Below are 19,240 nucleotides of genomic sequence, written 5' to 3' on the forward strand. Positions count from 1 at the left end.
GGGCTGGGCCGGGGGCCGGGCTGGGGCCAATGTTTGGCGATTGTCCACGGACGATCCGCGCGCCCCCTCCCCAAACCGGGCGGGAGGGCCTATCTCACGCGCCATGGCCCGCAAGCCCGCTTCCCCACCGCCCGACCGCGACACCCAGCGCTTCCACGAGGACGCGGCGATCACCACCATGCGCGGTGGTGCCGAGACGCCCGACCTCGACAAGGGTGTCGAGACGATCCGCGAGGTCGTGCGCACGCTGGCGCCCAAGCCGGGGGTCTACCGGATGCTCGATGCGCGCGGCGAGGTGCTCTATGTGGGCAAGGCGCGCGCGCTCAGGAACCGGGTGGTCAATTACACCCAGGTCGAGCGCCTGCCCAACCGCTTGCGCCGGATGGTCAGCCAGACGCGGTCGATGACGATCGTGACCACCAATTCGGAGGCCGAGGCGCTGCTGCTCGAAGCGCAGCTCATCAAGCGCTACCGGCCGCCCTACAATGTCCTGCTGCGCGACGACAAATCGTTCCCGTTCATTCTCTTGCGATCAGACCATGCGTTCCCGCGGCTGATGAAGCACCGCGGCGCGCGCAAGGCGAAGGGGAACTATTACGGCCCCTTTGCCAGTGCCGGATCGGTCAACACCACGATCAACGCCTTGCAGAAGCTGTTCCTGCTGCGCAGTTGCACCGACAGCTTCATGGCCCGGCGCGACCGGCCCTGCCTGCTCTACCAGATCAAGCGGTGCTCGGCCCCGTGTGTCGACCGCATCGACGAGCAGGGCTATGCCGATCTCGTGCGGCAGGCCAAGGACTTCCTCGGCGGCAAGTCGGGCGCGGTCCAGCGCGAGATCGAGACGCAGATGAGCGCGGCGGCAGAAGCGCTCGATTTCGAGCGCGCGGCCATGCTGCGCGACCGCCTGCGCGCGGCGACCTTCATCCAGGGCAGTCAGGCGATCAATGCCGAGGGCGTGGGCAATGCCGATGTCTTTGCCATCGCCGCCAAGGGCGGGCAGGTCGGCATCCAGGCCTTCTTCATTCGCGGCGGGCAGAACTGGGGCCACCGCGCGTTTTTCCCGACGCATACCGATGGCCTCGACGAGGTCGAGATCATGACCAGCTTCCTCGCCCAGTTCTACGAGGAAGTGCCCCCGCCGCGCCTGATCCTCGTCGATCGGGCCTTGCCCGAGGCTGATCTGCTGGCTGAGGCGCTGCATGAAGGCGCGGGCGGAAAAGTCGAGATTTCGGTGCCCCAGCGCGGCGACCGCCGCCGCCTGATGGAGCAGGCCGAACGCAACGCCATCGAGGCGCTCGACCGGCGCCTCGCCGAAACCGGCACCAAGGCGAAGATTCTGGCCGAACTGGCCGAATTTCTCGAACTGGGCGACGTGCCCCGGCGCATCGAGATCTACGACAACAGCCACATTCAGGGCACCCATGCGCTGGGCGGCATGGTCGTGGCCGGGCCGGAAGGCTTCCTCAAGGGCCAGTATCGCAAGTTCAACATCAAGCGCGCCGAGACCCGCCCCGGCGACGACTTTGCCATGATGCGCGAGGTCATGGCCCGGCGCTTTGGCCGCGTGCAGGAAGAAGACCCCGACCGCGACAGCGGCACCTGGCCCGACCTCGTGCTGATCGACGGCGGCAAGGGCCAGATGACCGCCGTGCGCGAGACGCTGGAGGAACTGGGGATCGAGGACGTGCCTTTGATCGCGGTGTCCAAGGGGCCCGACCGCAACGCCGGGCGCGAGCATTTCCATTTCCCCGATGGCCGGGAAAAGATGCTGCCGCTGACCTCGCCGGTGCTGTTCTACCTCCAGCAATTGCGCGACGAGGCGCACCGCTATGCCATCGGAGCCCACCGCGCCAAGCGCAGCCGGGCGATCACCGCCAGCCCGCTCGACGAGATTCCCGGCATCGGCCCGGCCCGCAAGCGCGCGCTCCTGCTCCACTTCGGCACGGCGGGCAAAGTGCGCGCGGCCTCGCTCGACGACCTCAAGCGCGCGCCCGGCGTGAGCGAGGCCGTGGCGCAGACCATCTACGATTTCTATCATCCGGGCGGGTAGGCGCCCGGCCTTTACTCCACCGCGCCCGGACCGGCGGGCTTGGCGCCAGTGGCCGGGTGGGTGGCGCAGTGGGCGAGAAGGGCGCGGACCAGCGGGCTGCCCGGCACGCTGATCTTGCCCGCGTCGGGCAGGGTGCCGACGAAGGGGCCGTCGAAGACTTCGGCGGCCGGGTCTCCGGCTGGAAGGCTGCCCTGCCAGAGATAGCCGCGCGCGCCCGGAACGGCGGTGGCATCGACGGCAAGGCGGACGATGCGCTTGCTGCCCTGAAGCGCGAACAGCGCCTGTGCGCCCACTTCGGCGACGACATGGCGCGTGACCACGATGACCCCCTGACGGCAGGCGAGCGAGAGCGCGGGCGCGCCGCCCGGCTGGCCGAAACGCACGCTGTCGCCGCCCGGCGATCCGGCCCAGATCGGCTTGGTGTCGCCCGAAGGCGCGGGGGGCAGTGCCTCGTTTTCGGGCAGCGGAACGCGCACGGCATTGACCGGGGCCCCGCTGTCCTGCGGGACGGGGGCCTTGGACGAGCAGGCGGCGAGGGCTGCAAGGGCCGTGAGGGCGGCGAGCGGGGTGAGGCGGCGCAAGGTCATGGTGGGCCCTTGCTATCAGGCCGGGGCCGGGTTCTGAACCGGCAAATGTGGGTTGGCCGTTTTAGCCCCACCGCCCCCGTCCCTCTGCCACCGGCCCCTCCACCACCTGCTATGCGGGCGGTCCCCCTCCCCATTGCATGGGGAGGACTGGGGAGGATTGGGGAGGGTCACTTCCCCCACTTCTTTTGCGATTTGCCGAAGCGGGTCTTGCGGGTGCCGGGTTTGCCTTCGTTGCTGCGGCCCACGATGGGGGCTTTGTGTTCGCCTTCGGGGAGGCCCAGTTCGGTCGCTTCGAGGCGGCGGATCTCGTCGCGCAGCCTGCCTGCTTCCTCGAATTCGAGGTCGGCGGCAGCCGCGCGCATGCGCTTTTCGAGGTCTTCGATATGGCTGCGCAAGTTGTGGCCGACGAGGTTGTTGGTGGTGTCGTCGTCCAGATCGACCAGCACCCCGTCGCGGCTGGCGGTATCGGCGATGATGTCGGCGATCTGGCGCTTGATCGTGGCAGGCGTGATGCCGTGCTCGACGTTGTAGGCCTGCTGCTTTTCGCGGCGACGGTCGGTTTCGGCGATGGCGCGTTCCATCGAGCCGGTCATGCGGTCGGCATAGAGGATCACGCGCCCGTCCACGTTGCGCGCGGCGCGGCCGATGGTCTGGATCAGCGAGGTTTCCGAGCGCAGGAACCCTTCCTTGTCGGCGTCGAGAATGCAGACAAGGCCGCATTCGGGAATGTCGAGCCCCTCGCGCAGCAGGTTGATCCCCACCAGCACGTCGTAGACGCCAAGGCGAAGATCGCGGATCAGTTCGATGCGTTCGAGCGTCTCGACATCCGAATGCATGTAGCGCACGCGCAGGCCCGCCTCGTGCATGAATTCGGTGAGGTCTTCGGCCATGCGCTTGGTCAGCGTGGTGACCAGCGTGCGATAGCCTTGCGCGGCGGCCTCGCGGCAGGCGGCGATGCAGTCCTGCACCTGGTCCTCGGTCGGGCGGATCAGCACGGGCGGGTCGATCAGCCCGGTCGGGCGGATGACCTGTTCGGCAAAGACGCCGCCCGACTGTTCCATTTCCCAGTGGCCGGGCGTGGCCGAGACGGCAAATGTCTGCGGGCGCATCGCATCCCACTCGTTGAAGCGCAGCGGGCGGTTGTCGATGCAACTGGGCAGGCGGAAGCCATATTCGGCCAGCGTCATCTTGCGGCGATGGTCGCCGCGCGCCATCGCGCCGATCTGGGGGATCGTCTGGTGGCTTTCATCGACGAACAGCAGCGCGTTGTCGGGCAGGTATTCGAACAGGGTCGGCGGCGGTTCGCCGGGCATGCGCCCGGTCAGGAAGCGCGAATAGTTCTCGATCCCCGCGCACGAGCCGGTAGCGGCCATCATTTCGAGGTCGAAGTGCGTGCGCTGCTCCAGCCGCTGGGCTTCGAGCAGCTTGCCCTCGGCGTTGAGTTCCTTCAGCCGCTCGGCCAGCTCGAACTTGATCGCCTCGCGCGCCTGCATCAGCGTCGGGCCGGGGGTGACGTGGTGTGAATTGGCATAGACACGCACGTTTTGCAGGCGCGTGCCCGCCTTGCCGGTCAGCGGATCGAACTCGGCGATTTCCTCGATCTCGTCGCCAAAGAAGGTGACGCGCCAGGCCGTGTCTTCATAGTGCGAGGGGAAGATTTCGAGGTTGTCGCCCCGCACGCGGAAGGTGCCACGCTGGAACGCGTGGTCGTTGCGCTTGTATTGCAGGGCGACCAGCTTGCGCACGATCTCGCCCTGGTCGACGCTCTCCCCCACCTTGAGGTCGAAGACCATCGCCGAATAAGTCTCGACCGAGCCGATGCCATAGAGGCACGAGACCGAGGCGACGATGATCACGTCGTCGCGTTCGAGCAGCGCGCGCGTGGCCGAGTGGCGCATCCGGTCGATGGCCTCGTTCACCGAGCTTTCCTTCTCGATGTAGGTATCGGACCGGGGCACATAGGCTTCGGGCTGGTAATAATCGTAGTACGAGACGAAATATTCGACCGCGTTCTCGGGGAAGAAGCTTTTCATCTCGCCATAGAGCTGGGCCGCGAGGATCTTGTTGGGCGCGAGGATCAGCGCCGGGCGCTGCAATTCCTCGATCACCTTGGCCATCGTGAAGGTCTTGCCCGAGCCGGTGACGCCGAGCAGCACCTGCGTTTTCTCGGCCTCCTGCGCGCCCGCCACGAGGGCGGCGATCGCGGTCGGCTGGTCGCCCGCCGGGTGATAGTCGGACACCACCCTGAACGGGCGGCCCGGCTCCAGCTTTTCGGGGCGCACGGGCTTGTGGGGAACGAAGGTGCCCGAGGTGTCGGGTTCTTCGAGACCCCGGCGGATGATGATTTCGGCCATGGGCAACATATGGGGAACATTGCCCGGCGATGCAATCGGCCCCTGCAAATGCCGCCCCCTGCACATGACAGCGAGGGTTCAGGTGTCATGTGACAGTTTTGTGAAGCCCGGCGACTTTATTGGCATTGTGGCTGGCGGGGCTTCATAGGTGGCAGGATGAAATCGATGGTCTGGCACTCTTCTCTGGCATCTCTTGCCCCGCGCCGTGGTTGGCAGCAGTTCGGGCAGCAGCTTGAAACGCTGGGCACCGAACTGGCGCGGCGGCGGGCGCTGGCCTTTGCGCCGCGTCCGCGCGGTGTGCACGGGCCAGCCTGGCCGCGCCTGCTGGGTGAACTGGGCACGCCGATCGAGCATTGGCAGGCCTCCCGCCAATCTGATCTACACCAGTCTGATCTGCAACCGGCGGCGCCAGAGCGGCCCGCAGGGTCGCGCGCGGTCATGCTGCTGCCCGGTTTTGGCACGCATCCGGTGCGGATGAAGCCTCTGGCCACGGCGCTCGAAGCGGCCGGGCACCGGGTGAGCGACTGGGGGCTGGGCTTCAATTTCGGGCCGAGCGAGGACCGTTTTGCCCGGCTGGCCGAGCGGGTCGAGGTCATGGCCCGGCGCGAGGGCGAGCCGCTGGTGCTGGTGGGGTGGAGCCTGGGCGGGCTGTTCGCGCGCCAGTTGGCCAAGGCCGTGCCCGAACAGGTCGGGCTGGTCATCACCATGGGCACGCCCTTTTCGGGCGACCGGCGCGCCAACAATGCCTGGCGGGCCTATCAACTGGTGGCCGGGCACAGTGTCGACGAGGCGCCGATGGGCGAGGATCTGGCCGTCAAGCCGCCGGTGCCCACGGTGGCGCTGTGGAGCCCGCGCGACGGGTTCATCGCCCCGCGCTGTGCCGCCGGATGGCCGGGCGAGCGCGATCTGGCGGTGGCGCTGCGGTGCACGCATCTGGGCTTTGCCGCCCACCCGCAAGTGGCGCGCACGCTGGTGGACCTGATCGCACAGCATTGAGCGGGCATGGGGTAGCCGTGCTTAATAACTGATTTACCGTCATTTTGCGCCGGGGGCTGTTCCGAATCCGGATCTCGTGGCGCGCCCGTCGGGGAAGCCCTTCCGCAAGCCAGAATCACCTAGAGGAACAATTGTTTCGCAACTGCGGCATCCACGCTTGCGGTGGGGCCGATCGTGTGCAAGCAATAGGCCAGACGGGAGGTTCTGCATGACAAAATCCTCGCTCTCGTCCTATGACGAGATGCTTGAAGCCGATGGCTCCACGCGTGCCGCTTACAGCGGCTATTGCGAGTGGCTCAAAGAACAGCCACCCGAATTGTTGCGGCGGAAATCAGGGGAGGCCGAGGCCTTTTTCCGCAAGACCGGTATCACCTTCAATGTGTACGGCAGCGAGGACGCCGAAGAGCGTCTGATTCCTTTCGATATGGTTCCCCGGATCATCAGCGCGGCGCAATGGCGGCGGCTGTCCAAAGGCATCGAACAGCGCGTGCGCGCGCTCAACGCCTTCCTCCACGATCTCTATCACCGTCAGGAAATCGTGCGGGCCGGGCGCCTGCCCGAGCGGGTGCTCAAGGGCAATTCGGCGTTCCTGCCGCAGATGGCCGGGTTCACCCCGCCCGGCGGGGTCTATACCCATATCGTGGGGATCGACCTCGTGCGCACGGGCGAGGACGAGTTCATGGTTCTCGAAGACAATGCCCGCACGCCTTCGGGCGTGTCGTACATGCTCGAAAACCGCGAAACCATGATGGCGATGTTCCCCGAGCTGTTCACCAAGGTGCGCGTGCGCGAGGTGTCGGACTATCCGCGCCGCCTTGCGCGCAGCCTTGCCGCCTGCGCGCCGCCTGCGGCCAGCGGGCACAAGCCGGTGGTCGCCGTGCTCACGCCCGGCACCTTCAACAGCGCCTATTACGAACACGCGTTCCTGGCCGACCAGATGGGGGCCGAACTGGTCGAGGGCAGCGATCTGCGGGTCGAGAACGGGCGCGTGGCCATGCGCACCACGCGCGGCTGGCAGGCGATCGACGTGCTCTATCGCCGGGTTGATGATGATTATCTCGATCCGCTCACCTTCAAGCCCGAAAGCGTGCTGGGCGTGTCGGGGATCATGGATGTCTATCGCGCGGGCGGGATCACCATCGCCAATGCGCCGGGCACGGGCATTGCCGATGACAAGGCGATCTACAGCTTCATGCCCGAGATCGTCGAGTTCTACACCGGCGAGAAGCCGATTCTGGCCAATGTGCCAACCTGGCGCTGCTCGGAGGCCGACAGCCTGGCCTATGTGCTCGACAATCTGGCCGATCTGGTGGTCAAGGAAGTCCATGGCTCGGGTGGCTATGGCATGCTGATCGGGCCGACCTCGTCGCGCCGCGAGATCGCCATGTTCGCCGAAAAACTGCGCGCCAACCCCGATAACTACATCGCGCAGCCCACGCTCTCGCTCTCGACCGTGCCGATCTTCACCAAGGCCGGGCTGGCCCCGCGCCATGTCGACTTGCGGCCCTTCGTGCTGGTCTCACCCCAGGGGATCGACATCACGCCGGGCGGATTGACGCGCGTGGCGCTCAAGAAGGGGTCGCTGGTGGTCAATTCCTCGCAGGGCGGGGGCACCAAGGACAGCTGGGTTCTGGACGACTGAGCCGGAAGGGAAAGACAACACGATGCTCGGACGTTCCGCAAATGGCACTTTCTGGCTGTTCCGCTATCTCGAAAGGGCCGAGAATACCGCGCGCCTGATCGAGGCGGGTTTCCGCATGGCGCTGACCCGCGATGCCTCCGATGCCAGCGACGAATGGCGCTCGGTCATCGTCACGATGGGGCAGCAGGCGGCCTATGAGGCCAAGTTCGGTGCCGATTATGCCGGCACCAATGTATTCAACTTCGTGCTGCGCGACCGCGACAACCCCGGCAATGTGCTGAGCATCGTGGAGCAGGCGCGCCACAATGCCCGCATGGTGCGCACCGGGATCACGCGCGAGGTGTGGGAAGCGGTCAACGAAAGCTGGATGATCCTCAAGGAGGAGCTGGCCCACCCCGTCGCCGAGACGCGGCTGGGCACCGTGCTCGACATCATCCGCCGCCAGTCTGCGCTGGTGCGCGGGGCGATGGAAGGCACGATGCTGCGCAACGAGATCTACTATTTCGCGCGCGCGGGTTGCTTCATCGAGCGGGCGGACAACACCGCGCGGCTGCTCGACGTGAAGTACTATGTCCTGCTGCCCTCGGTCTCGTATGTGGGGTCGAGCCTCGACAATGTGCAGTGGGAGAATGTCCTGCGCGCAGTGGCCGGGGATCGCGCCTATCGCTGGCTCAATGCCGGGCGGATGGACGCGCGCGGGATCGCCGAGTTCCTCATGCTCGATTCGCGTTTTCCGCGCGGGCTGGCCTTTTGCTACACCCAGTTGCACGATTGCCTCGACCGGCTGGGTGCCGAATATGGCGAGCGACTGGAGACCCACGCCATCGTCGCGCAGACCCATGAATGGCTCAATGCCCAGACCATCGAGACGGTGTTCGAGCAGGGCCTGCACCAGACGATCAGCCAGTTCATCGCCCGCAACAACCATCTCGCGCAGCAGATCCAGCGCGATTACCGCTTCGTCGAATAAGGAAAGAGGGGAGCTTCGCCATGCGCCTCGCGATCAGCCATACCACGCGCTACACTTTTTCCGGGCCGGTCGCCCATGGGCTTCAGCGTCTGCGCCTGACCCCGCTCTCGTGGGGCGGGCAAAGCGTGGAATCCTGGGCGATCGATCTGGAGGGCGCCCGCCACGAGGCATCCTACGACGACGAGAACGGCAACCATGTGACGCTGATCTCGTTCGTGCCGGGCGTGCGCGAGGTGGTCATTGCCTGCAAGGGCGTGGTCCTCACGGCGGACAATGCCGGGATCGTGGGCAAGCAGCGCGGGCACCTGCCCTTGTGGCATTTCACCGAACAGACGCGCCTCACGCGCGGGGGCGCGCGGATGAAGGCACTGGTTGCGGCGTTGCAGGAAGGGCTTGCGGCGGGCGAGGATACGCTGGCACGGCTTCACGCCCTTTCGGACCGAGTGCGCGAGGCGGTCGTCTATGAACCGGGCCATACCGACGTGGCCAGCACCGCCGAGCAGGTGCTCGAAGCCGGGCGTGGGGTCTGCCAGGATCAGGCCCATGTCTTCATCGGCGCGGCGCGGATGCTGGGTATCCCCGCGCGTTATGCCAGCGGCTACCTGATGATGGACGACCGGGTCGAACAGGACGCCAGCCATGCCTGGGCCGAGGCCTATGTCGCCGGGCTGGGCTGGGTGGGCTTCGACGTGGCCAATGCGATCTGCCCGGATGCGCGCTATGTCCATCTGGCGACCGGAAGCGACTATACCGCCGCCGCGCCGATCACCGGCATCGGCTATGGCGCGCGCGACGAGGCGATGGAGGTTTCGCTCGCGGTGGAGCAGCAGCGCGTCGAACAGTAACGCCGCCGGGATGGTGCCGCGTCTCGATTGGAGACAACGGCAGCGGAACCGCTTGCGGTCCCCGGCCATCGGCGGCATGAGCCTGTGTTCACATCTGCACATGTGCGAGTCCCTGTCGGTCAGGCGTTTGAAGTGCCTGCCGGGTGAGGGGTGTCGCCCAGGCAGGGCCGGGCAGGAACAGACGGTACAGGAACAGACGATGACGTATTGCGTGGGGATGATGCTCGACAAGGGGCTTGTCCTGATGAGCGACACCCGCACCAATTCGGGCGTCGACAACATTTCGGTGTTCCGCAAGATGTTCACCTGGTCGGTGCCGGGCGAACGCATCATCACGATCATGACCGCGGGCAATCTGGCCACGACCCAGTCGGTGATCAGCCAGCTGGAGGAGCGCAACAAGGCGCCCGACGAGCGCCGCCCGTCGGTTCTCGAAGAGGCCACGATGTTCCAGGTGGCCACCCATGTCGGCAACCTCTTGCGCACGGTGATCGAGCGGCGCCAGTCGGGGCCGGTTCAGGGCGAGGGCGCGCGCTTTACCGCCACGATGATCGTGGCCGGCCAGATCAAGGGCGGCGAACCGCGCCTGTTCATGATCTATCCCGAAGGCAATTTCATCGAGGCCAGCTTTGACACCCCGTTTTTCCAGATCGGTGAAACCAAGTACGGGCGCCCGATCCTTTTGCGCGGCTATGACAAGGGGCTCGATTTCGAGCAGGCGGTCAAGCTGCTGATGGTCTCGTTCGATTCGACCGTGGCGGCCAACCTGTCGGTGGGCCTGCCGTTCGACCTGATGGTGATCGAGCGCGACACGTTCGCGCCGCTTCACCAGCGCCGGATTCGCGCCGACGATCCCTATTTCAAGGCGATTTCCTCAGGTTGGAGCGAGGCGTTGCGCAATGCCTTCCACCAGTTGCCCGACTATTCGTTTGAGTGAGGGCCTGTCTGCGCATGAATGCTACGTAATAATACTACGCACATTCTTCTAGATGCGCTGGCTGATCGGTCAATCATGTTTGCAAATATTTGAAACACACCCTGTCTTCATGCTGGTTGCATGGGACAAGAACCAACACATATCGATGAACTCCGTCTGAATTATCGGCTCCGGTTCGGAGCCGAAATCCCTAAGGGAATTGGGGATGTCACCCCGGTGGAACCTGCCGGAAGTGTTCAGAACGAAGCTTTCGCGCATGGCGCGGCAAGGGGCGAGAGTGGTTACTTCAACCCTATGGTCGAACGTGTCACACTCCACATCCTCGATAGCGACTCCGCCCGCCGGGCCCAGCTCGCTCGTCTCGCCTTTGCCGCCGGGCATCATGCCGAGATCTACGGCACGACGGAGGAACTGCTGGCCCATGCACCCGGCACCGGCCTGCTGCTCGCGCATGACGAACCACCGGGGGAGGGGGTTCCCGCGCTGATCGGCGCGATGATGCGGGCCGGGCACTGGCTCCCCGTCATTGCCATTGGCGATGCGCCCGATACCTGGGCCGTGGTCCGCACGATCAAGGCTGGCGCGCTCGATTATCTGGCCATTCCCACCCAGATCGCTCCGCTCAACGATGCCATTGCCCGTGCTTCGCAGGAGGCCGAATCGCACCGAGTCCAGCGCGCCCGCGCTGCCGAGGCCCGGCAGCGAATCGCCCGTCTCTCGCTGCGCGAACGCGAGGTGCTCGACCGCCTCGCCGAAGGGTGCAGCAACAAGGCCATCGCCCGCGACCTCGACATCAGCCCGCGCACCGTGGAAATCCACCGGATGAAGATGATGGGCAAGCTCGGCGCCCGCCATGCCGCCGAGGCCGTGCGCCTGCGGATCGAGGCCACCGGGCTGGGGGATGCGGCCTGAAAAGACGCCGTTTGGGGTGGTCCTGAATTTCAGGCCGGTTTCTGGCGGGAGCCTTCTGCGAAACACTATCCTCAGCGGCAGAATGGCCGGCTGGAGCCTACTTCCAGATGCAGATGGTCGCGGTGGGCCGCGTTGTAATCGGGGCTCAGGACCGTGCCGAATCGCTTGCAGGCGCTCTCGCGCACCGTGCGCAGGAAGGCGCGCACTTGCGGGTCATTATCGCGCCAGTCGCGCAGAACCGTGATTCGCCGCCCGTCGGCCAGCAGAAATCCGGAAACATCGATGGCATTGGCCGTGGCATGGGCCGAGCGATGGCCGGTTCCGGCCACGTTGCGGCAGTTGTAGCTGCCCATCGTCTCGATCTTGACCAGCGGGCTGCCCATGATCTGCTGTGCCGCGCGGTCGACACCAAAGCGTGCCCAGCCTTGCAGCGAACTGGCCAGCTGGCAGGTGACCGGACCGGCATTGGCAAGGCCCAGTTGCGCGCGGTCGCTGCGCAGATAGGCCAGCCGCACACTGCCCAGCGTGCTGCACCCTGCGCCATAGGACTGGTCGGGAACGCGGGTATAGCCGATGGCGTCGCGGCGCAGGCTGACCATGCAGGCGCGCGTGGCGGCGGCACTGGGCAGGGGCTGGACCACCGGGCGCGAGACCATCCGCGCCGGGCGGCGGTGCGTGGCCTGCGGGGCATCGACGCAACCGGCAAGTGTCACCACCGGAAGCATGGCCCAGGCAAGAAATTTCCGATGTGCCATGGGGATGAAACCTGCGCGATGTTTGGTTACCCGGTGGTAAATGGAAAGCCCGCAAAGGCGCGATGCGTGGTTTTTTGCGACGAACCGCTGCGCCGCCCGCTGTACGGCCCATCATGCAGCCATCACGCAGACCATCACCCAGCCCATCACTCGGCATAGTGCAAAAGGTCGATTGACAAGCCATCAGCTGAGCTTATGAACGCCATCGGGCCACGCGGTCCCAACGCCGCGCGTGCTCTCTGTGAGGAGAGTTTTACATGACTGTTGGTATTCCCGCCGCCAAGCCGGCGCGTCCCTTCTTTTCCTCGGGTCCGTGCGCCAAGCCGCCGGGCTACGCCCCCGAAAAACTCGCCACTGTCTCGCTCGGCCGCTCGCACCGCGCCAAGATCGGCAAGGCTCGCCTTCAGCTTGCCATCGACCTGATGCGCGAAGTGCTCCAGCTGCCCGACACGCACCGCATCGGCATCGTGCCCGGTTCGGACACCGGCGCTTTCGAAATGGCGATGTGGACGATGCTGGGCGCCCGCGGCGTGACCACGCTGGCCTGGGAAAGCTTTGGTGAAGGCTGGGTGACCGACGCGGTCAAGCAGCTCAAGCTCGAACCGACCGTCATGCGTGCCGATTACGGCCAGCTTCCCGACCTCGACAAGGTCGATTTCGCCGACGACGTGCTGTTCACCTGGAACGGCACCACCAGCGGCGTGCGCGTTCCCGATGGCGAGTGGATCCCTGACAATCGCGAAGGCCTGACCTTTGCCGACGCGACCAGCGCCGTCTTCGCCTACGACATTCCGTGGGACAAGATCGACGTTGCCACGTTCTCGTGGCAGAAGGTTCTGGGCGGCGAAGGCGCTCATGGCGTGCTCATCCTCGGCCCCCGTGCGGTCGAACGCCTCGAAACCTACACCCCGTCCTGGCCGCTTCCCAAGGTGTTCCGCCTGATGGCCAAGGGCAAGCTTGCCGAAGGCATCTTCAAGGGTGAAACCATCAACACCCCCTCGATGCTGGCCGTCGAAGACGCGATCTTCGCGCTCGAATGGGCCAAGTCGGTCGGTGGCCTCGAAGGTCTCAAGGCGCGCTCCAACGCCAACGCCCATGCGCTCGACAAGATCGTGGCCGAGCGTTCGTGGCTGGGCCACCTCGCGGTCGACAGCGGCACCCGCTCGAAGACCTCGGTCTGCCTGACTGTCGAAGGCGCGGACGCCGACTTCATCAAGAAGTTCGCCGCCCTCCTCGAAAAGGAAGACGCCGCCTACGACATCGCGGGCTATCGCGATGCGCCCGCTGGCCTGCGCATCTGGTGCGGCGCCACGGTCGACACGGCGGATATCGAGGCGCTCGGCCCCTGGCTCGACTGGGCCTATGCCCAGCTGACCGCCAAGGCCGAAGCCTGATCCTGCAGACAAGTCCCGCTGTCCGTCCTGCGGACGGATAGCGGGAGCTGCCATACACCATCCTTCTTCTTTCCCGTTTTTCCCGTGGCCGCGTCGTTGCGCGTGCCGCTGCGCCCCCTTGTGTCCGGGGGTATGGAGCCAAGACCATGACCAAGCCCAAGGTTCTGATTTCCGACAAGATGGATCCCAACGCCGCCCGCATCTTCCAGGAGCGCGGCTGCGACGTGGACGTGATCACCGGCAAGACCCCGGAAGAACTCAAGGCGATCATCGGCCAGTACGATGGCCTCGCCATCCGTTCGTCGACCAAGGTGACCAAGGAAATCCTTGAAGCGGCCACCAACCTCAAGGTCGTCGGCCGCGCCGGCATCGGCGTGGACAATGTCGACATCCCGGCAGCCTCGGCCAAGGGCGTGGTGGTGATGAACACCCCGTTCGGCAACTCGATCACCACTGCCGAACACGCCATCGCGCTGATGTTCGCGCTTGCCCGCCAGCTGCCCGAGGCCGACGCCTCGACCCAGGCCGGCAAGTGGGAAAAGAACCGCTTCATGGGCGTGGAAGTGACCGGCAAGACGCTCGGCCTGATCGGCGCGGGCAACATCGGCTCGATCGTTGCCAGCCGCGCGCTGGGCCTGCGCATGAAGGTCGTGGCGTTCGATCCCTTCCTGACGCCCGAGCGCGCCGTGGAAATGGGCGTTGAAAAGGCCGACCTCGACACGCTGCTCGCCAAGGCCGACTTCATCACCCTCCACACCCCGCTGACCGACCAGACCCGCAACATCCTCTCGGCGGAAAACCTCGCCAAGACCAAGAAGGGCGTGCGCATCGTCAACTGTGCGCGTGGCGGCCTGATCGACGAGAAGGCGCTCAAGGATCTGCTCGACTCGGGCCACATCGCGGGCGCCGCGCTCGACGTGTTCGAAACCGAACCGGCCAAGGAAAGCCCGCTGTTCGGCACCCCCAACTTCATCTGCACCCCGCACCTGGGCGCCTCGACCACCGAAGCACAGGTCAACGTTGCGCTTCAGGTTGCCGAGCAGATGGCCGACTTCCTCGTGACCGGCGGCGTGACCAACGCGCTCAACATGCCCTCGCTCTCGGCTGAAGAAGCCCCCAAGCTCAAGCCCTACATGGCGCTGGCCGAAAAGCTGGGCACCCTGGTCGGCCAGCTGGCCCACGACAACCTGACCAAGATCGCCATCGAGGTCGAAGGTGCTGCCGCCCAGCTCAACCAGAAGCCGATCACCGCGGCGGTCCTGACCGGCGTGATGAAGCAGTATTCGGACACCGTGAACATGGTCAACGCGCCGTTCCTGGCCAAGGAACGCGGCCTTGACGTGCGCGAAGTGCGCCATGACCGCGAAGGCGAATACCGCACGCTGGTCCGCGTGACCGTCAGCACCAGCCAGGGCGACCGTTCGGTGGCCGGCACGCTGTTCGGCAATGGCCAGCCGCGTCTGGTCGAGATCTTCGGCATCGGCATCGAGGCCGACCTCGATGGCGACATGCTCTACATCGTCAACACCGACGCGCCCGGCTTCATCGGTTCGATCGGCACCCTGCTGGGCCAGTCGGGCATCAACATCGGCACGTTCCACCTCGGTCGCCGCGAAGCCGGTGGCGAGGCCGTGCTGCTGCTCTCGGTCGACAGCCCGGTCAGCGAGGCGGTGCTGGCTTCCGCGCGCGAGATTCCCGGCGTGCGCGTGATCAAGGCCCTCAAGTTCTGATCTTGCCGGCCTTTTGATCTTGCCGGTCTCTCGGGGGCGGCCCGTTGGGGGGCTGCCCATTGAAGACTGTTGAGGGAGGGGCGGTTCCGCGCATGCGCGGGGCCGCCCCTTTTCTTGCATTCATGCCCGGTGCGGCTATGGCCCGCCCATGCGCACGCTGGACAATATCCTGAGCGACCGGGGCTCGAAATATGCGGTGTCGGGCGCGCCGTGTACGAGCGTGGAGGAAGCCCGCGCGCTGGTTGCCGCGCTCAAGACCAACAAGAAGTTTGCGCGTGCCACGCACAATTCCTGGGGGCTGCGGTGTGCTGCCGGGCCCGTCAAGAACGACGATGGCGAGAGCGGGGCGGGCATGATCATCCTGCGCATGCTCGAACGCGAGGGGGTGGACGACCACCTCGTCGTCGTCACCCGCTGGTATGGCGGCAAGCATCTGGGCGGAGACCGTTTTCGCCATGTCCAGGATGCGGTTCGGGCCTATCTCGACAGCAGGCCCTGAGGGGACGGGCAGGCCGGAATGTCACACTTTGGGCGACTTGCGTCCAATTTCGCTGCACTGCAAAAAACCGAGGCGCGCGGGCATGTCTGCCGTGGTATGAGGCTTCGGGAATCGCCTGTTCTTCCACGTGCCTGTCGGCCCGTGTGACCATGCCGATCCGCGTTTGCGAGGCCTTTGATGTTCTGCATTACCTCTGATCCCGCCGCCAGCTTTGGCGAAGCCCGTGCCCAGGTTACGGCGCAGGCCAGCCGGATGATCCGGTTGTGGAGCGAACAGGCCCTTTTGTGCAGCGAGGCGGCGGGCGTGATTGCCGCGCGCCTGATGATGATCGCGGCGGGCGATCCGCGCGTGGGCGATGAAAGCGGGCGCATGGTGGCCGAAAAGGTCGAGGCGCTGGGCGAAGTCTGGTGGCATCTGGCCGATGCGAACTGGCAGGCGGCCTGGGGCACCCGTGCGTTCCCCGGGGCCGAGCAGCAGGCCACGCGGGTCGTGCGGCTCTATCGCCGCAAGGTGCGCTCCAACCTGCGCCGTCTCTCGCACGGGAATCGCGGGCGGATCAGACCCGTTTCCGGGCGGCCTTGATCAGCATCGAGCCGGTCGTTCCACAGAGTGCGAGGGCCAGGATCAGGCCCACGCCAGCCCCCCATTCGGCCCCTGTGCGCCCGGCGATCAGGCCTCCGGCGATCAGGCCGAGGATGGGAAAGACGAGCAGGGCGAGACAACCGACGACAACCATGACCTTTGCTCTGGCGCGCGCCGGGTGAACCGGGGCTGAGCGAGCAGGGGGGCGAACAGGGGGGCGAACAGGGGGCGAACCGGGGCGATTCTGGCCCGAAGAAGGTATGGTCTGCGCGGTTTCCCCCTGTCCCCCCGCGCCTATTGCCGCTAAAGGCCCGGCCCATGGACACCAGCGATCCCGATCTCCTGCCAGAAGGCCTCGAAGACCGTCTCCCGCGTGCGGCGGCCACCGCCACGCGTGTCATGCGCACGATCCATGGCGTGATGGAGGGCCATGGCTACGACCGCGTGCTGCCCCCGATGATCGAGTTCGAACGCTCGCTCGCCAGCCGCATGGCCGGGATCAGCTCGCGCCGGATGTTCCGCTTCGTCGATCCGCAGTCGCTGCGGATGATGGCCCTGCGCAGCGACATCACGCCGCAGATCGGCCGCATCGCGGGTACCCGGCTGGCCAGCGCGCCGCGTCCGCTGCGCCTGTGCTATGCGGGGCAGGTGGTCACGATCAAGGGCGCCGGGCTCGATCCGGCGCGTGAAAAGCTTCAGTGCGGGGCCGAACTGATCGGCGTCGACAACGTGGCCGCTGCCGCCGAAGTGGTGGCCGTTGCCATCGAGGCGCTTCAGGCAGCCGGCGCGCGCGGGGTGAGCGTCGATTTCACGCTGCCCGATCTGGTTGATACGCTGGCCGAAAAGGCCCTGCCGCTGGCGCCGGGCCAGATCGACGCGGTGCGCCGCGAACTCGATACCAAGGACGCGGGTGGTCTCGTCGAGGCAGGCGGGGAGGCCTATGTCCCGCTGCTCTATGCAACCGGCGATTTCGAGACGGCCATCGAGAAGCTCGCGGCGATCGACGCGGGCGGGGTTCTGGCGGGCCGTATCGATGCCTTGCGCGCGATTGCCGCGCGTCTGGGCGGGCGGGCGCGGCTCACGCTCGATCCGGCCGAGCGCCATGGCTTCGAATATCAGTCGTGGTTCGGTTTCGTGCTCTATGCCGAAGGCGTGCGCGGCGCGCTGGGCCGGGGCGGCACCTATCGCATCGCCGTTCCCGGTGGTATGGAACACGGCGAAGTGGCCACCGGCTTCTCGCTCTATCCCGATGCGCTGATCGATCTTCTGGCGGGCAGCGAACCCGCGCCCGACAAGCTGTTCCTGCCGCTCGGCCACGATGCGCAGGCCGCCGAGCGCCTGCGCGCGATCGGCTGGCGCACGGTGGCCGCGCTGAGCGAGGCGGACGAGGCCGCAACGCTCGGATGCAGCCATGTGCTGGGTGCCGATGGCCCAGAGGCGCTCTGAGCGGCGCTCTGAGCGCCTAGAATCTGGCCGTCCCGGCTTGACTTTACGGTGGCGCTCCCCCTAGGGCGCCACCCGCACCTCGGGCGCCCGTGCGCGTCCATCTGACCATCCACTACGCCGAGTCCTGTCGAAGGGCGTTGTCTGGATCCACCTGGCAGGGTGGAGGAGTGTATCTATGGCCAATGTAACCGTGATCGGCGCCCAGTGGGGCGATGAAGGCAAAGGCAAGATCGTCGACTGGCTCGCCAGCCGGGCCGACGCCGTCGTGCGTTTTCAGGGCGGGCACAATGCCGGCCACACCCTTGTCGTGGGCGAGCAGGTCTACAAGCTCTCGCTGCTGCCCTCGGGCATCGTCACCGGCACGCTGTCGATCATCGGCAATGGCGTGGTGCTCGATCCCTGGGCGCTCAAGGCCGAAATCGAGAAGCTTTCGGGCCAGGGCGTGGAAATCAACGCCGACAATTTCGCGATTGCCGACAATTGCCCGCTGATCCTGCCCATGCACCGCGACCTCGATGGCCTGCGCGAAACCGCCGCTGGCGCTGGCAAGATCGGCACGACCGGTCGCGGCATCGGCCCGGCCTATGAAGACAAGGTTGGCCGCCGCGCGATCCGCGTGTGCGATCTGGCCCACCTCGACGCGCTCGACGCCCAGCTCGACCGCCTGTGTGCCCACCACGATGCGCTGCGCGCCGGTTTCGGCCAGCCGCCGGTCGACCGCGAGGCGATGCTGGCCGAACTGCGCGAAATTGCGCCTTTCGTGCTTCAGTTCGCCCAGCCGGTGTGGAAGCGCCTGAACGCCGTGCGCAAGGCCGGCGCGCGCATCCTGTTCGAAGGCGCGCAGGGCGTCCTGCTCGACGTCGACCACGGGACGTATCCGTTCGTCACTTCGTCGAACACGGTTTCGGGCACGGCGGCTTCGGGTTCCGGCCTTGGCCCGGCGGCGACCGGCTTCGTGCTGGGCATCGTCAAGGCCTATACCACGCGCGTCGGCTCGGGCCCGTTCCCGACCGAACTGGAAGACGAAGTGGGCCAGCGCCTTGGTGAACGCGGCCATGAATTCGGCACCGTCACGGGGCGCAAGCGCCGCTGCGGCTGGTTCGACGCCGTGCTCACCCGCCAGTCCTGCGCCATTTCGGGCGTGACCGGCATCGCGCTGACCAAGCTCGACGTGCTCGACGGCTTCGACAAGGTGAAGATCTGCATCGGCTACCGCCTCAACGGCAAGGTGATCGACTACTTCCCCAGCCACGCTGCCGACCAGGCCGCGGTCGAGCCGATCTACGAGGAAATGGACGGCTGGCAAGGCACCACCGCCGGTGCGCGCTCGTGGGCCGATTTGCCCGCCCAGGCGATCAAGTACATCCAGCGCGTGCAGGAACTGATCGAGACCCCGGTGGCGCTCGTCAGCACCTCGCCCGAGCGTGAAGATACCATCCTCGTGCGCGATCCCTTCGTGGACTGATCGCGGCAGGACAGGCTTGCTTGCAAGGCGGCGGTGGCGCTTCTGGCGCTGCCGCCGCTTTTGTTTGTTGTCTGTG

General features: G+C 66.2%; 17 protein-coding genes. 13 read left to right on the plus strand and 4 right to left on the minus strand.

All coding sequences use genetic code 11. The annotated features are described in order from the left end of the window. Positions 1-103: 103 nt before the first annotated feature. Positions 104-2,050 carry an excinuclease ABC subunit UvrC gene (gene uvrC, locus SBI20_RS13355; RefSeq protein ID WP_317975487.1) on the plus strand — a complete coding sequence of 649 codons (1,947 nt, stop codon included), beginning with the start codon at positions 104-106 and terminating at the stop codon, positions 2,048-2,050. Between the two features lie 11 nt (positions 2,051-2,061). Here the strand turns inward: uvrC and SBI20_RS13360 are convergent, their stop codons facing one another. Beyond that, the gene (locus SBI20_RS13360; RefSeq protein ID WP_317975488.1) at positions 2,062-2,637 is read right to left on the minus strand and encodes a hypothetical protein; all 576 of its coding nucleotides are present in this window, start codon (positions 2,635-2,637) and stop codon (positions 2,062-2,064) included. Between the two features lie 167 nt (positions 2,638-2,804). Next, on the minus strand, positions 2,805-4,991 hold the full coding sequence (gene uvrB / locus SBI20_RS13365; protein WP_317975489.1) for an excinuclease ABC subunit UvrB: 2,187 nt from the start codon (positions 4,989-4,991) through the stop codon (positions 2,805-2,807). A 165-nt stretch (positions 4,992-5,156) separates the two neighbouring features. Between uvrB and SBI20_RS13370 the strand changes: the two genes are divergently transcribed. From SBI20_RS13370 to SBI20_RS13395, 6 genes are all read left to right on the plus strand, one after another. Next, entirely contained in the window at positions 5,157-5,987 is an 831-nt protein-coding gene (locus SBI20_RS13370) for an esterase/lipase family protein (protein ID WP_317975490.1), read from the plus strand. Between the two features lie 208 nt (positions 5,988-6,195). Next, positions 6,196-7,629, plus strand: coding sequence for a circularly permuted type 2 ATP-grasp protein (locus SBI20_RS13375; RefSeq protein ID WP_317975491.1), 1,434 nt, complete (start codon positions 6,196-6,198; stop codon positions 7,627-7,629). A gap of 22 nt (positions 7,630-7,651) precedes the next feature. Continuing rightward, a complete protein-coding gene (locus tag SBI20_RS13380; protein WP_317975492.1) occupies positions 7,652-8,599 on the plus strand; it encodes an alpha-E domain-containing protein in 948 nt (315 codons plus the stop codon). A gap of 20 nt (positions 8,600-8,619) precedes the next feature. Further along, positions 8,620-9,444 (plus strand): transglutaminase family protein, encoded by an 825-nt coding sequence (locus SBI20_RS13385; RefSeq protein WP_317975493.1) that lies wholly within the window; start codon positions 8,620-8,622, stop codon positions 9,442-9,444. Between the two features lie 199 nt (positions 9,445-9,643). Then, positions 9,644-10,381 carry a proteasome-type protease gene (locus SBI20_RS13390; protein WP_317975494.1) on the plus strand — a complete coding sequence of 246 codons (738 nt, stop codon included), beginning with the start codon at positions 9,644-9,646 and terminating at the stop codon, positions 10,379-10,381. Positions 10,382-10,675: 294 nt separating this feature from the next. Then, the gene (locus SBI20_RS13395) at positions 10,676-11,293 is read left to right on the plus strand and encodes a response regulator transcription factor (protein ID WP_317975495.1); all 618 of its coding nucleotides are present in this window, start codon (positions 10,676-10,678) and stop codon (positions 11,291-11,293) included. 71 nt (positions 11,294-11,364) lie between these two features. Here the strand turns inward: SBI20_RS13395 and SBI20_RS13400 are convergent, their stop codons facing one another. Further along, a complete protein-coding gene (locus SBI20_RS13400) occupies positions 11,365-12,048 on the minus strand; it encodes an extensin family protein (protein ID WP_317975496.1) in 684 nt (227 codons plus the stop codon). 257 nt (positions 12,049-12,305) lie between these two features. Between SBI20_RS13400 and SBI20_RS13405 the strand changes: the two genes are divergently transcribed. The 4 genes from SBI20_RS13405 (at position 12,306) to SBI20_RS13420 (ending at position 16,253) form a co-directional block, all read left to right on the plus strand. Next, complete coding sequence (locus SBI20_RS13405; RefSeq protein WP_317975497.1) at positions 12,306-13,442, plus strand: phosphoserine transaminase; 1,137 nt, start codon at positions 12,306-12,308, stop codon at positions 13,440-13,442. A 146-nt stretch (positions 13,443-13,588) separates the two neighbouring features. Continuing rightward, a complete protein-coding gene (serA, locus tag SBI20_RS13410; RefSeq protein ID WP_317975498.1) occupies positions 13,589-15,172 on the plus strand; it encodes a phosphoglycerate dehydrogenase in 1,584 nt (527 codons plus the stop codon). Positions 15,173-15,320: 148 nt separating this feature from the next. After that, positions 15,321-15,671, plus strand: a complete 351-nt coding sequence (locus SBI20_RS13415) for a YigZ family protein (RefSeq protein WP_317975499.1) — start codon at positions 15,321-15,323, stop codon at positions 15,669-15,671. 177 nt (positions 15,672-15,848) lie between these two features. Next, complete coding sequence (locus SBI20_RS13420) at positions 15,849-16,253, plus strand: hypothetical protein (protein WP_317975500.1); 405 nt, start codon at positions 15,849-15,851, stop codon at positions 16,251-16,253. On the opposite strand, the gene SBI20_RS13425 is transcribed toward SBI20_RS13420, so the two are convergent. Further along, entirely contained in the window at positions 16,228-16,407 is a 180-nt protein-coding gene (locus tag SBI20_RS13425) for a hypothetical protein (RefSeq protein ID WP_317975501.1), read from the minus strand. The genes SBI20_RS13420 and SBI20_RS13425 overlap by 26 nt on opposite strands. Before the next feature lie 164 nt (positions 16,408-16,571). Here SBI20_RS13425 and SBI20_RS13430 point away from each other — a divergent pair, with 164 nt between their 5' ends. Both SBI20_RS13430 and SBI20_RS13435 read left to right on the plus strand, forming a co-directional pair. Further along, entirely contained in the window at positions 16,572-17,699 is a 1,128-nt protein-coding gene (locus SBI20_RS13430; protein WP_317975502.1) for an ATP phosphoribosyltransferase regulatory subunit, read from the plus strand. A gap of 175 nt (positions 17,700-17,874) precedes the next feature. After that, positions 17,875-19,164 (plus strand): adenylosuccinate synthase, encoded by a 1,290-nt coding sequence (locus SBI20_RS13435; RefSeq protein ID WP_317975503.1) that lies wholly within the window; start codon positions 17,875-17,877, stop codon positions 19,162-19,164. The last annotated feature ends 76 nt before the right edge of the window (positions 19,165-19,240 follow it).

It is taken from the genome of Novosphingobium sp. IK01 (genome assembly GCF_033242265.1).
Lineage (GTDB): Bacteria > Pseudomonadota > Alphaproteobacteria > Sphingomonadales > Sphingomonadaceae > Novosphingobium > Novosphingobium pituita.